At 70.1% G+C, this 13,604-nt stretch carries 12 protein-coding genes; all 12 read right to left on the reverse strand.

Annotation, left to right across the window (positions count from 1 at the left end):
- Nucleotides 1–707: 707 nt before the first annotated feature.
- The 12 genes from ACFYNU_RS37210 to murF all read right to left on the reverse strand — a co-directional run bounded on the left by ACFYNU_RS37210 (nucleotide 708) and on the right by murF (nucleotide 13,452).
- Nucleotides 708–1,892, reverse strand: a complete 1,185-nt coding sequence (locus tag ACFYNU_RS37210) for a DivIVA domain-containing protein (RefSeq protein ID WP_356592960.1) — start codon at nucleotides 1,890–1,892, stop codon at nucleotides 708–710.
- Between the two features lie 49 nt (nucleotides 1,893–1,941).
- Nucleotides 1,942–2,238 (reverse strand): YggT family protein, encoded by a 297-nt coding sequence (locus ACFYNU_RS37215; protein ID WP_356592962.1) that lies wholly within the window; start codon nucleotides 2,236–2,238, stop codon nucleotides 1,942–1,944.
- A 68-nt stretch (nucleotides 2,239–2,306) separates the two neighbouring features.
- The gene (locus ACFYNU_RS37220; RefSeq protein WP_031231917.1) at nucleotides 2,307–2,924 is read right to left on the reverse strand and encodes a cell division protein SepF; all 618 of its coding nucleotides are present in this window, start codon (nucleotides 2,922–2,924) and stop codon (nucleotides 2,307–2,309) included.
- A 124-nt stretch (nucleotides 2,925–3,048) separates the two neighbouring features.
- Nucleotides 3,049–3,768, reverse strand: a complete 720-nt coding sequence (locus ACFYNU_RS37225; RefSeq protein WP_356592964.1) for a YggS family pyridoxal phosphate-dependent enzyme — start codon at nucleotides 3,766–3,768, stop codon at nucleotides 3,049–3,051.
- The gene (gene pgeF / locus ACFYNU_RS37230; RefSeq protein ID WP_356592966.1) at nucleotides 3,765–4,517 is read right to left on the reverse strand and encodes a peptidoglycan editing factor PgeF; all 753 of its coding nucleotides are present in this window, start codon (nucleotides 4,515–4,517) and stop codon (nucleotides 3,765–3,767) included. Before pgeF ends, ACFYNU_RS37225 begins: the two co-directional genes overlap by 4 nt.
- Nucleotides 4,514–5,728, reverse strand: coding sequence for a cell division protein FtsZ (gene ftsZ, locus ACFYNU_RS37235; RefSeq protein ID WP_356592968.1), 1,215 nt, complete (start codon nucleotides 5,726–5,728; stop codon nucleotides 4,514–4,516). Before ftsZ ends, pgeF begins: the two co-directional genes overlap by 4 nt.
- Nucleotides 5,729–6,003: 275 nt before the next feature.
- Entirely contained in the window at nucleotides 6,004–6,801 is a 798-nt protein-coding gene (locus ACFYNU_RS37240; protein WP_356592970.1) for an FtsQ-type POTRA domain-containing protein, read from the reverse strand.
- A gap of 13 nt (nucleotides 6,802–6,814) precedes the next feature.
- The gene (murG, locus tag ACFYNU_RS37245; RefSeq protein WP_356592972.1) at nucleotides 6,815–7,909 is read right to left on the reverse strand and encodes an undecaprenyldiphospho-muramoylpentapeptide beta-N-acetylglucosaminyltransferase; all 1,095 of its coding nucleotides are present in this window, start codon (nucleotides 7,907–7,909) and stop codon (nucleotides 6,815–6,817) included.
- A gap of 6 nt (nucleotides 7,910–7,915) precedes the next feature.
- A complete protein-coding gene (gene ftsW, locus ACFYNU_RS37250) occupies nucleotides 7,916–9,409 on the reverse strand; it encodes a putative lipid II flippase FtsW (protein WP_356592974.1) in 1,494 nt (497 codons plus the stop codon).
- An 85-nt stretch (nucleotides 9,410–9,494) separates the two neighbouring features.
- Nucleotides 9,495–10,958, reverse strand: a complete 1,464-nt coding sequence (gene murD, locus ACFYNU_RS37255; protein WP_356592976.1) for a UDP-N-acetylmuramoyl-L-alanine--D-glutamate ligase — start codon at nucleotides 10,956–10,958, stop codon at nucleotides 9,495–9,497.
- A complete protein-coding gene (gene mraY / locus ACFYNU_RS37260) occupies nucleotides 10,955–12,025 on the reverse strand; it encodes a phospho-N-acetylmuramoyl-pentapeptide-transferase (RefSeq protein ID WP_356592978.1) in 1,071 nt (356 codons plus the stop codon). Before mraY ends, murD begins: the two co-directional genes overlap by 4 nt.
- On the reverse strand, nucleotides 12,022–13,452 hold the full coding sequence (gene murF, locus ACFYNU_RS37265; RefSeq protein WP_356592980.1) for a UDP-N-acetylmuramoyl-tripeptide--D-alanyl-D-alanine ligase: 1,431 nt from the start codon (nucleotides 13,450–13,452) through the stop codon (nucleotides 12,022–12,024). Before murF ends, mraY begins: the two co-directional genes overlap by 4 nt.
- Nucleotides 13,453–13,604 lie beyond the last annotated feature (152 nt).

The raw sequence follows: 13,604 nt of genomic DNA on the forward strand, positions 1-13,604 counted from the left end.
CCGGATCCCAGGCCGCAGGCCCGGCGGGAGGCGACTGCATCGCACGGCGCCAAGCAGCTCGGGCCGCAGGTCCAACAGCAACCGCACCCCAGCCCACCGGGCTGATTGCGCCGCACAGCGCCAGGCAACTCGGCCCGCAAGGGCCGCAAGCCCGACAGCACCACCGCACCAGAGGCGGCTGCGCCGCACAGCGCCAAGCAGCTCGGGCCGCAAGCCCAACACCAACCACACCCCAGCCTGCGCTGCACAGCGGTCAGCGACTCACCCCCCAGGGCCGCAGGCCCGACGGCATCACCGCGCCGGAGGCGGCTGCGCCGCACGGCGGCAAGCAGTTCGAACCCCAGGGCCACAGGCACAACAGAAACCACACCCCGGCCCACCGGGCCGACTGCGCCGCACAGCGCCGCACAGCGCCGAGCAACTCGGGCCGCAGGGGCTGCAAGCCCGACAGCACCACCGCGCCATAGGCGGCTGCGCCGCGCAGCGGCAAGCAGCTCGGGCCGCAGGTCCGACAGCGACCACCACGCCCCGGCCCGCCAGGGCCGGGGGCCTCCGGGGGTCCGGGGGCCCGCCCCCGGTTTCGGGAAGGGGCGGGGAGGGGAGCAGGCACCGCGCGAGCGGAAAAGGGCCGGGCCCGGGGTGTGTTACCCCGGGCCCGGCCCTTCAGCCTGCCGACGGCTGTGCGCGACTCCCGCGCCTCACGCCCGTCAGTTGTCGTCCTCGTCGATCAGAAACCCTCGCATCGGCGACGGCGCCTGCTGCATCGGCTGCATGGGCTGCGGCGCCTGCGGCCGTACCGGTGCCATCGGCTGGGTCATCGCCGGGGACATCTGCTGCTGGTTCCCGTACGACGGTCCGCCCGACGAGGGGCCGTGCCCGCCGCCCATGGACGGGTTGCCACCCATGGTGTGACCCATCGCGCCCGCACCGGCCGGTGCCATGGACGGCGACGGCGGCAGCGAGGCCGCGGCCGGCGTACGCGGCGGGGCGAGCGAGTCGTCGGCCTGGGTCTCCAGCTGACGCAGCTGGCTCTCCAGGTAGGACTTGAGCCGTGTCCGGTACTCGCGCTCGAAGCCGCGCAGGTCTTCGACCTTGCGCTCCAGCGTCGCGCGTGCGGACTCCAGGGAGCCCATCGCCACGCGGTGCTTCTCCTGCGCGTCCCGCTCCAGGGCGTCCGCCTTCGCACGGGCGTCCCGCTCCAGACCCTCGGCACGCGAACGCGCTTCTCCGACGATCTTGTTGGCCTCGGAACGGGCCTCCGCGATCGCCTGGTCGGCGGTCTGCTGCGCCAGCGAGAGGACCCGCGCGGCGCTGTCGCCACCGGGGCCGCCCTGACCGGGCTGCGGGCCGTGACCCATGGGGCCGCCCATCGGGCCACCCATGGGACCGCCCTGCATGGGGCCGCCCTGCATCTGGCCCTGCATCGGACCGCCCTGCATCTGGCCCTGCATGGGGCCGCCCTGCATGGGACCGGGACCGTGCTGACCCTGCGGGCCGGGGCCGTGGCCGGGGTGTTGACCCGGGCCGGGGCCGTGTCCGCCTGGGCCGGCGGGAAGCTGCGGGGGCCCACCGGGCAGTTGGGGCTGGCCCATCTGCGGGGGCTGCTGCTGGACCGGCGGTCCGGATATGGCGGCGGGGACGGGCGCGCCGGGCCGCTCCTGCTGCTCCGGCGGCTTGCGCATTCCCTGCTGCTGTTGCTGCTGCTGGTTCTGCGCGGCGGCACGCGTCGCGGCGGCCAGCTTGGCGCGCAGATCCTCGTTCTCGCGGAGCAGGCGCGTCAGTTCGGCCTCGACCTCGTCTAGGAAGGCATCGACCTCGTCCTCGTCGTAGCCTTCTCGGAGGCGGACGGTCGTGAACTGCTTGTTCCGCACGTCCTCGGGGGTCAACGGCATCTCTTCTTCACCTCTACGTAGTCGTCGGCAGTCGGCAAGACCGTATCGTTCACATTCCCCTCGCAAAGCCGCTTACGACCATGATGAGGATGTACACGATGATCATCAGAACGAAGAAGGACAGGTCGAGTGCCACGCCCCCGAGACGCAGCGGCGGAATGAACCGCCGCAGAAGCTTGAGCGGTGGATCGGTGACAGTGTAGGTGGCCTCCAGAACGACCACCATCGCCTTGCCGGGCTGCCATGAGCGGGCGAATTGGAAGACGTAATCCATGACCAGCCGGAAGATCAGCACGATGAGGAAGCACACCAGCGCGATGTAGACCACCTGTAGCGCAACGCTCATCCCGCGCTTCCCTCTCCCCTGGCTTCTCTGGTCCGGCCTCGCGGCCGGGTTGTTCCCGGTGTCGAATCTCAGCTCTGGTTGAAGAACCCGCCCTCTGCGATTCGGGCCTTGTCCTCCGCCGTGACATCGACGTTAGCAGGCGACAACAGGAACACCTTCTGCGTCACTCGCTCAATGCTGCCATGGAGACCGAAGACAAGTCCCGCGGCAAAGTCGACAAGTCGCTTCGCATCGGTGTCGTCCATCTCGGTCAGGTTCATGATCACCGGGGTGCCCTCGCGGAAGTGTTCCCCGATGGTACGGGCCTCGTTGTAGGTCCGCGGGTGCAGTGTGGTGATGCGGTAGGGCTCTCGTTCGGAGACGACCTTGGGCATGATCACTGGTGCGTTCTTCTCCAGGCTGGGGCGTTCAGGTGTGATGGATGCCACGGGGGCGATTCGGGCAGGACGTCCGCTTTCTGCCGCTACCGGCACCGGCTGACGCTCCCGTTCACGCTGCGGAGGAGGCTGCACCACTCGTACTGGTTCGTCCCGTTCGACCTGGTGTACCGGCTGGTGGCGCCGGTGTTCACGCTCGGGTTCGGGCTCGGGTTCGAAGTCGTCGTCGGGGTCGAAACCCCGGCCGTCGTACCCATCGTCCTCCACGAGGCCGAGGTAGACCGCCATCTTGCGCATCGCGCCGGCCATGCTCTGAGTCCTCCGCTCTGTGGTGGATCGGCCTCGTCACCAAGTGCCCTCGATCCACGCGGTCCTTCCGCCTTTCGGCGGAAATGACCATATTTTCTGCTGTGGTCCGACTTGCTTCGCGACGTTACCCGAGCCGGGGGCGGACTCCGAGTACCGCCGTACCGACGCGCACATGTGTCGCTCCGGCCGTCACGGCTGCTTCGAGGTCCGCACTCATCCCTGCTGACACCATGTTCGCAGCAGGATGGTCCGAGCGCAGCAGGGATGACAATTCCAGCAGCCGCTCGAACGCCGCCTGTTGGCGATCGGCGTACGGCCCGGCGAGTGGCGCGACGGTCATGAGACCGTCCAGCCGCAGTCCCGGCGCCTCGGCGACGGCCGCCGCCAACTCCGCGATGCCGTCCGGCGCGACGCCGCCCCGCTCACCGCGCGCACCCGAGTCCGCGTCGAGCGCGACCTGGATGAGCGCGCCGAGTTCACGGTCCGCGCGCACCGCGGCGGCGGACAGTGCCGAGACGAGCTTGAGCCGGTCGACAGATTGCACGACATCGGCATAACCGGCCACGGAACGGACTTTGTTGGTCTGCAACTGACCCACGAAGTGCCACGTCAGCGACAGATCCGCGCACGCCGCGGCTTTGGGCGCCGCGTCCTGGTCGCGGTTCTCGGCGACGTGCCGGACACCGAGTTCGTGCAGCAGCCGGACGTCGCTCGCGGGGTAGGTCTTGGTGACCACGATCAGGGTCACTTCGTCCCGTTCGCGACCGGCCGCCGCGCAGGCGGACGCGATACGCGTCTCCACCGTGTGAAGATTTTCGGCGAGTTCCTTCGCGCGGTCGGTCATGACGCCCCCAGCCAGACATATCCGGCAAGCCGTCCGGTGGTGCCCTCGCGGCGGTACGAGAAGTGGTCGGCCGATTCGATCGTGCAGATCCCGGAGCGGTGCCGGTCCTCGACGCCGAGCGCCGCGAGCTGCGCGTGCACCCCGGCGGCGACGTCGACGGCGGGGGTGCCCCAACTGGTCTCGGACCAGGATTCCGGTACGGCTTCGGCGACTTGGGCCCGCATGGCTTCGGGGACCTCGTAACACCGTCCGCAGACGGCGGGCCCGGTCCGGGCGGTGATCCGGGAGGGTTCCGCGCCCCGTTCGACCATCGCCCCGACGGCGGCCGGGACGACTCCCGCGACCAGTCCGGGGCGTCCGGCGTGCGCGGCGGCGGCGACTCCCGCCACCGGATCGGCCAGCAGGACCGGGACACAGTCGGCGGTGAGTACGGCGAGTGCGAGCCCCCGGCGGGTGGTGACCACGGCGTCGACCGTAGGGATTTCACCTGACTCGTCCGGCTCCCAGGGTCCGTCGACGACGGCGACGTCGCGGCCGTGCACCTGGTTCATCCAGACGACCCGCGCCGCGTCGAGCCCGAGGGACTCGGCGGCGGCGGCCCGGTTGGCACGTACGGCGGCGGGGTCGTCGCCGACCGCGCCGCCGAGGTTGAGCCGCTCGTACGGAGCGGCGCTCACCCCGCCCCACCTGTCGGTGAAGGCGAAATGGGCGCCGCTCGTCGAGACGGACGTGTCGTGCTGTCCTATCACTTCAAGAAGTCCGGGACATCCAGCTCTTCGGCCTGGGTGTCCTGGTACGGACGGGCCGGCGGGACATGCGGCGGCGCGACCGGCGGCAGGGGCTTCTCGTTGACGGCCGGGGCCGGTTCGGGGGCGGGCGCCTCGTCGCGCGAGGGGACCGTGCCGAGTCCGCCGGAGGGGCGGCCCGAGTCGGACTCGGGGGCGGAGGGGCGGTAGGACGGCTGGTCGTCCCGCTTGGCCGAGGTGAGTCCGGTCTCGCGCCGGGTCGGCGGCTGTCCGCCGTCGAAGCCGGCCGCGATCACCGTGACCCGTACCTCGTCGCCGAGCGCGTCGTCGATGACGGCGCCGAAGATGATGTTGGCCTCGGGGTGCGCGGCCTCACTCACCAGCTGCGCGGCCTCGTTGATCTCGAAGAGACCGAGATCGGAACCGCCGGAGATGGAGAGCAGCACACCACGCGCGCCGTCGATGGACGCCTCCAGGAGCGGCGAGGAGATCGCCATCTCCGCCGCGGCCACCGCGCGGTCGTCGCCGCGCGCCGAGCCGATGCCCATGAGGGCCGATCCGGCCTCGGACATCACGGACTTGACGTCGGCGAAGTCGAGGTTGATCAGGCCCGGCGTGGTGATGAGGTCGGTGATGCCCTGGACACCCGAGAGCAGTACCTGGTCCGCGGACTTGAACGCGTCCAGGACGCTGACCTGACGGTCCGAGATGGACAGCAGGCGGTCGTTGGGGATGACGATGAGGGTGTCGACCTCTTCGCGGAGTTCGGCGATGCCGTCCTCGGCCTGGTTCGCGCGCCGTCGGCCTTCGAAGGTGAAGGGGCGGGTGACGACGCCGATGGTGAGGGCGCCGAGCGAGCGGGCGATGTTGGCGACGACGGGAGCGCCGCCGGTGCCGGTTCCACCGCCTTCGCCGGCGGTGACGAAGACCATGTCGGCCCCCTTGAGGACCTCCTCGATCTCCTCGCGGTGGTCCTCTGCCGCCTTGCGGCCGACTGCCGGGTTCGCGCCGGCGCCGAGACCACGGGTGAGTTCGCGGCCGACGTCGAGCTTGACGTCGGCGTCGCTCATCAACAGGGCTTGTGCGTCGGTGTTGATCGCGATGAACTCGACGCCCTTGAGGCCGACCTCGATCATTCGGTTGATGGCATTGACACCACCGCCGCCGACACCGATGACCTTGATGACTGCGAGGTAGTTCTGCGGTGCTGCCACGTCGAAGGCCTCTCGCCTCGAGTTACGTGTCGTCGCTTCGCTGTTGTGGCGGGGCGACGACTGATGCCGATGGGACGGTCCGGACGCCGACCCGAACCCTAACCTTGAAGTTTAGGGTTACCAGTGTGTCTGCTTCTTGGACTCTTCCGAACAGGACACTAAGTCGACACGTGGCGCACGTTCAACGAACACGCCGAACCTCCCGTTTTTCTTTTCACCCTATGTGATCACGCACCGGGCTGACCAACCAGGGTGCTGGTCAGCACATATACGCGTCAACTCCCTGATACGGAAGGGGCGGTGGGCGCACTCACATCGAAGTGCGCCCCCTTCGGAACTGCTTTCATGAGAGCGGTGAGCGCCCGCGCCTTCGCGCCGCCGTCCTCGCCGCTCCCCCACATCACCGTGCGCCCCCCGGTCAACTCCAGTGAGATGGAGTCGTACGAACGGACCTTCACCACCCGGGTGTCCTCGGCGACTTTGCCGGGGAGTTCGTCTCTGACACGTACCGCTTCGGACATCAGACGAGTGGTGCTGAAGCGTTGCACACCCGAGGACTGATCCACCGTCAATTCCAGCAGTGGTACGCCCTTCGGGGCCTTCTCGACGGTCGCGAATCGCACGCCCTTCGCGTCCACTTCGATGAACTTTGCTCCCTTTTCGAGAAGCAGAGCGGGCTTTCGCTCCGTCACTTTCAGACCGATGCCGTTCGGCCATGACCGTGTCACATCCACCGAGTCGATACGCGGCAGCTTCTGACGAAGTCGGCGCTCAATCGCTTGTGTGTCGACGGAAATCAGTGGGGTGGCCATCGGAACTGCCGCGACGGCTTCCACCTCGGCGGGCTTCAGCACATCGAGTCCCGAAGTCCTCACCTGCTCGACCCGCAGCCACGCGGAACCGTAAAGCAGCCAGATTCCCCCCGCGCAGAGCGCGATCACACAAGTAAGCAGAAGCAGAATACGACGTCCGGGAACCCGGAATCGGCGGGCCGGGGGCCGGCCCGAACGGGCGCGGCCGGATTCCGACTCAACTCGTACGCCGCCGCGCTCGGCGGTTGTCGGTCCGGCCACTGACCCTGCCTCCCTATCCCTGGCGGCGCGCTGCGACCGCCTCGTACACCATGCCGACGAGCAGCTCGTCCGCGTCCCTGCGGCCGAACTCGGCTGCCGCGCGGGACATCTCGTACAGCCGGTGCGGATCGGAGAGCACCGGCAGCACATTGCCCTGGACCCATTCGGGCGTCAGTTCGGCGTCGTCGACCAGCAGTCCGCCGCCCGCCTTCACCACCGGCTGGGCGTTGAGCCGCTGTTCACCGTTGCCGACGGGCAGCGGGACATAGGCGGCGGGGAGCCCGACGGCGGAGAGTTCGGCGACGGTCATCGCGCCGGCGCGGCAGAGCATCATGTCCGCCGCCGCGTAGGCGAGATCCATCCGGTCGACATACGGTACCGGGATGTACGGCGGCATTCCCGGCATGTTGTCCACGCGCGGCATTTCGTTCTTCGGTCCGACCGCGTGCAGGATCTGGATCCCGGAGCGCTGGAGCAGCGGCGCGGCCCGCTGGACCACCTCGTTGAGCCTGCGGGCGCCCTGTGAGCCGCCGGAGACCAGCAGCGTCGGCAGGTTGGGGTCCAGCCCGAAGGCGGCGCGCGCCTCGGGGCGTACTCGGGCCCGGTCGAGGGTGGCGATCGTACGGCGCAGCGGGATGCCGATGTAGCGGGCGCCGCGCAGCTTGCTGTCGGGGGTGGAGACGGCGACGGCCGCCGCGTAGCGCGAGCCGATCTTGTTGGCGAGGCCGGGGCGGGCGTTGGCCTCGTGCACGACGATGGGCACCCCGAGCCGCTTGGCGGCGAGATAGCCGGGCAGCGCGACGTAGCCGCCGAAGCCGACGACGCAGTCCGCCTTCGTACGCTCCAGGATCTGCTCGGCGGCCTTGATGGTGCCGCGCAGCCGGCCGGGGACGGTGATCAGTTCAGGGGTGGGTTTGCGCGGCAGCGGGACGGCGGGGATGAGGGCCAGTTCGTACCCCCGCTCGGGTACCAGCCTGGTCTCGAGTCCGCGCTCCGTGCCGAGGGCCGTGATCCCCACGGTGGGGTCCTGCCTCCGCAGGGCGTCCGCGAGGGCGAGCGCGGGCTCGATGTGGCCGGCGGTCCCCCCACCGGCGAGTACGACATGCACCGAAATTCACCGCTCTCCGGACGGACGCTTTTTGACGCGCCGTCTCATCGTCTTCCATCTCACGCCGGGCCTTCGCATGGCCAGTGCCGCTCTCGCGGCGGGATCCTCTCGCGCGAACGCGATCAGCAGCCCGACGGCGAACATGGTCGGCAGCAGGGCTGAGCCTCCGTAGGAGAACAGCGGGAGCGGGACTCCGGCGATCGGCAGCAGGCCGAGCACCGCGCCGACGTTGACCACGGCCTGCGCCGTGATCCACGTGGTCACGCCTCCCGCGGCGTACCTCACGAAGGGGTCCTCCGTGCGTCCGGCCACGCGGATACCCGCATAGCCTAGAGCCGCGAACAGGGCGAGCACCGACAGCGTCCCCGCCAGCCCCAGTTCCTCCCCGGTGATGGCGAAAATGAAGTCGGTGTGAGGTTCGGGGAGTTGACCCCATTTTTCCACACTGGCGCCGAGTCCGGAACCGAACCATCCGCCGGAGGCCAGCGCGTAGATGCCGTGCACGGCCTGCCAGCACTGGTCCTGGGGGCCGGGGTCCGTGGCGCCGATGCAGGCGAGCCTGGACATCCGGTTGGGGCTGGTCTTGATGAGAATGAAACCGAGGGTGAGGGCGACGGCGAGTACGCCGCCGAAGAGCCGGGTGGGCGCCCCCGCCAGCCACAGCAGTCCGAAGAGGATCGCGGTGAGGATGATGGCGGTGCCCATGTCGCCGCCGAGCATGATCAGCCCCAGCAGCATGAAGGCGACCGGGACGAGCGGCACCAGCAGATGCTTCCACTGCGTCAGCAGTCGCTTGTCCTGTTTGCGGGCGAGCAGATCGGCACCCCACAGGATCAGCGCCAGCTTGCCGAACTCGCTGGGCTGGAGCTGGAAGGGGCCGCCGAGATAGATCCAGTTCTGGTTGCCGTTGACCGAATGCCCTATCCCCGGGACCTGCACGAGGACCATCAGGAAGACGGCGCCCACGAGCAGCGGGTAGGAGAGCGCGCGGTGCAGTTTGCCGGGCATCCGGGAGGCGATCAGCATCAGTCCGGCGCCGATGACGGCGGCCAGGAACTGTTTGCGGAAGAAATACGAGCCGGGCAGCGAGAGCTCCAGCGCCTTGATCATCGAGGCGCTGTAGACCATCACCAGTCCGAGCACGGTGAGCAGCAGACCGGCGCCGAAGATCAGGTAGTACGCGGTGAGCGGCCGGTCCCAGGCACGGCGGGCCCGCTCGTACATCCGTCGCGCCCTGTTGCCGCGCGGCGGGCGGGGCGACCGGACACCGGAGCCGGCGGACCCGCCACGGACGGCGGGAGCGCGTCGTACGGCCGCTCCGGGGTTCCGGCCGCGCAGGGCGGGGCCGAGGAGGCCGGGCACCCCCGCGGGCCCGGTGACGGGGCCGGTGGCCCCTCCCGGCAGGGCGAGGGATGGTGCGGCGAAGGGCGGTACGGCGGCGGGAAACCGTCCGCGTACCGAACGGCTCGGGTCCGTGCCCGCGGTGTCGTCGGCCGGCATCTTCGCTGTCCCCTCCAGTCGTGCGCGGCCGGGCCGGCCGGTGGGGCTGTCGCGGCTCGCGCGCGCTGGGCTTCTCGCCGGTCGGTCAGGCGTGCTCGGCGGCGAGTGCGCGGACCGCCTCCGCGAACGCCTCGCCCCGCTTGTTGTAGTTGACGAACATGTCCATCGAGGCACAGGCCGGGGCCAGCAGGACGGTGTCCCCGGTCTCGGCGAGGCGCGCCGCCGCACGGACCGCGGCGGACATCGCCCCAGTGTCCGTCTGTTCGAGGTCCACGACCGGTACTTCGGGCGCGTGTCGCGCGAGGGCTTCGGCGATCAGGGCCCGGTCCCGGCCGATGAGGACCACGCCGCGCAGCCGCTTCGCGGACCGCTCCACCAGCTCGTCGAAGGACGCGCCCTTGGCGAGGCCGCCGGCGATCCAGACGATCGGGTCGTAGGCCGCCAGCGAGGCTTCCGTGGCATGGGTGTTGGTGGCCTTGGAGTCGTCGACGTAGCTGACGCCCGCGATGTCCGCGATGTGTTCGATGCGGTGCGGGTCGGGCCGGAAGGCGCGCAGTCCGTCGCGTACGGCGGCGGGCGCGACGCCGTAGGCGCGGGCGAGGGCCGCCGCCGCGAGGGCGTTGGCGATGTTGTGCGGGGCGGGCGGGTCGACGTCGGAGATCTCGGCGAGTTCCTGGGCCTGTGCGCTCCGGTTCTCGACGAAGGCGCGGTCGACCAGGAGGCCCTCCACGACGCCGAGTTGGGAGGGGCCGGGGGTGCCGAGGGTGAAGCCGATCGCGCGGCAGCCCTCCTCGACGTCGGCCTCGCGCACCAGGTCCTCGGTCACCTTGTCGGCGACGTTGTAGACGCAGGCGACGGTGTTGCCCTCGTAGATCCGGCCCTTGTCGGCGGTGTACGCCTGCATGGAGCCGTGCCAGTCGAGGTGGTCGGGCGCGATGTTGAGCACGGCGGCGGAGTGGGCACGCAGGCTCGGCGCCCAGTGCAGCTGGTAGCTGGAGAGTTCGACGGCCAGGACGTCGTACTTCTCCCGGCCGTTCTCGTCGGGCAGCACGGCGTCGAGCAGCGAGACGCCGATGTTGCCGACGGCCTCGGTGCGCAGGCCCGCCGCCCGGAGGATCGCGGCGAGCATCCGCACGGTCGTGGTCTTGCCGTTGGTGCCGGTGACGGCCAGCCAGGGAGCGGCGTCCGGGCCCCTGAGCTGCCAGGCCAGTTCGACGTCCCCCCAGATCGGTACGCCCGCTTCGGCGGCGGCCAGGAAGAGGGGCTTGTCGGGCTGCCAGCCGGGCGTGGTGACGACGAGTTCGGTTCCCTCGGGGAGGGTCGCGCCGTCGCCGAGCCGTACGGTGACGCCGGCGTCGGCCAGTTCGGCGGCCTGCGTCCGGGCGCGCTCGTCGTCGCCGTCGTTGACGACCGTGACGACGGCGCCGAGGTCCCGCAGGGCGCGGGCCGCCGGGATCCCGGAGACCCCGAGACCCGCGACGGTGACCCGCTTGCCGTGCCACCGCTCCCGGACACCGTCCGGGGGTCCGGCCGGCTGACGGCCGCTCACTTGTCGGCCGCCCAGCCCGCGTAGAAGAGTCCGAGTCCGACGATCACGCACATGCCCTGGATGATCCAGAAGCGGACCACGACAAGGACTTCGGACCACCCCTTTAGTTCGAAGTGATGCTGGAGCGGGGCCATTCTGAAGACGCGCTTGCCGGTCAGCCGGAACGAACCGACCTGGATCACCACGGACATGGTGATGAGGGCGAAGAGGCCGCCGAGGAGGGCGATCAGGAGTTCCGTACGGGAGCAGATGGCGAGGCCCGCGAGGGCGCCGCCGAGGGCGAGTGAGCCGGTGTCGCCCATGAAGATCTTGGCGGGTGAGGTGTTCCACCACAGGAAGCCGAAGCAGGAGCCCATGAGGGCGGAGGCGACGACGGCGAGGTCGAGCGGATCTCGTACCTCGAAACAGGCCTCGGGGTTGGTCAGGGTCAGCGCGTTGGCGCAGGACTCCTGGAACTGCCAGAGACCGATGAAGGTGTACGCGCCGAAGACCATCACCGACGCGCCGGTGGCCAGGCCGTCCAGACCGTCCGTCAGATTCACGCCGTTGGACATGGCGAGAATCATGAACAGCGCCCAGACCACGAACAGCACCGGTCCGATGGACCAGCCGAAGTCCGTGACGAAGGACAGCTTGGTGGAGGCCGGGGTGTTGCCGCGCAGGTCGGCGAATTGGAGCGAGAGCACCGCGAAGGTGATGCCGACGATCAGCTGTCCGGCCATCTTCGCCTTGGCCCGCAGGCCCAGCGAACGCTGCTTGACGATCTTGATGTAGTCGTCGAGGAACCCGACGAGGCCCATGCCCGTCATCAGGAAGAGAACGAGCACACCCGAGAACCTCGGGTCCTCGCCGGTGATCACCTTCGCCAGGGCGTAGGCGATCAGGGTGGCGAGGATGAAGGCGATGCCACCCATGGTGGGCGTGCCCTGCTTGCTGCCGTGGCTGCGCGGGCCGTCGTCCCGGATGAACTGGCCGTAGCCCTTGCGGGCCAGCAGCTTGATCAGCAGCGGCGTGCCGATCAGGGTCAGGAAGAGCCCGATGGCTCCCGCGAAGAGGATCTGCCTCATCGGCCGGAGACCTCGCCCTCGACTGCGTCCTGGAGCAGTGCCTGGGCGACCCGCTCCAGTCCGGCCGACCTCGAAGCCTTCACCAGCACGACGTCTCCCGAACGCAGTTCACTGCGCAACAGATCGACCGCCGCCTGCGCGTCGGACACGTGCACCGACTCCTCACCCCACGAACCCTCGTTGTAGGCGCCCAGTCGCAGCCAGGACGCTTCCATGCCCCCGACTGCGACGAGCTTGCTGACGTTGAGCCGGACGGCGAGCCGTCCGACCGCGTCGTGCTCGGCGAGCGCCTCGTCACCGAGTTCGGCCATCGGGCCGAGCACCGCCCACGTGCGTCCGCCGGTTTCCCTGGCGGCACCGCCCATGGCGACCAGCGCGCGGAGCGCTGCTCGCATGGAGTCGGGGTTCGCGTTGTAGGCGTCGTTGACGATCGTCACGCCGTCCGCGCGCTCGGTGACCTCCATACGCCAGCGGGAGAGGGTTTCCGCCTCGGAGAGCGCCAGGGCGATCTCGTCGACGGACATGCCCAACTCATGGGCGACGGCGGTCGCGGCGAGCGCGTTCGACACGTGGTGCTCACCGTACAGCCGCAGCGTCAGGTCCCTGCACCCGGTGGGTGTTCGAAGGCGGAACGAGGGTCTGCCGAGGGGGTCGACGTGGACGTTCTCTGCCCGTACGTCTGCTTCGTCGGACTCGCCGAACAGCACCAGCCGCGCCTTGGTACGGGTGGCCATGGCGCGTACGAGGGGGTCGTCGGCGTTCAGGACGGCGACGCCGCCGTCCTCGGCGGACGGCAGGGACTCGACCATCTCGCCCTTGGCCTGGGCGATCTTGTCGCGTCCGCCGAACTCGCCGATGTGGGCGGTGCCGACGTTCAGTACGAGGCCGATCCTCGGGGGGACGAGGCCGGTGAGGTAGCGGATGTCACCGATGTAGCGCGCGCCCATCTCCAGGACGAGGAAACGGGTGTCGTCGGTGACGCGCAGGGCGGTGAGCGGGAGTCCGATCTCGTTGTTGAGATTGCCGTCGGGCCAGACGGTCGGGCCCGCGCGCCGCAGGAGTTGGGCGATGAGGTCCTTGGTGCTGGTCTTGCCCGAGGATCCGGTGAGGGCGACGGTCGTGGCGCCGGTGCGCTCCACGACGGCGCGTGCGAGGGCGCCGAGGGCCTGGACGACGTCCTCGACGACGATGGCGGGGACGCCGACGGGCCGGGCGGCCAGTACGGCCGCGGCGCCCGCCTCGACGGCCTTGCGGGCGTAGTCGTGGCCGTCGACGTGCTCGCCGGCGAACGCGGCGAAGAGGCTGCCGTCCGCCACCTGGCGGGAGTCGATGACGACGGGGCCGGTGACCTGGACGGCCGGATCCGGTATGTCGTACGACTGCCCGCCGACGATGGTGGCGATCTCGGCGAGGGAGAGGGTGATCACTGGGACCGTCCTGCGATTGGAGGGCGGGTGAGGGATGGCGCCGTGCCGGGCGCCGGCGGGGCGACGGGTGGGTGGGAGAGGGGCGGGACGGCCGGCGACGGGGCGGCCGGGCGGGGGCCCGCGGCCCCCGCCTCCGTCGTCCGCCTGCCGGA

The organism is Streptomyces sp. NPDC006643 (assembly GCF_042870175.1).
Taxonomy (GTDB): Bacteria; Actinomycetota; Actinomycetes; order Streptomycetales; family Streptomycetaceae; genus Streptomyces.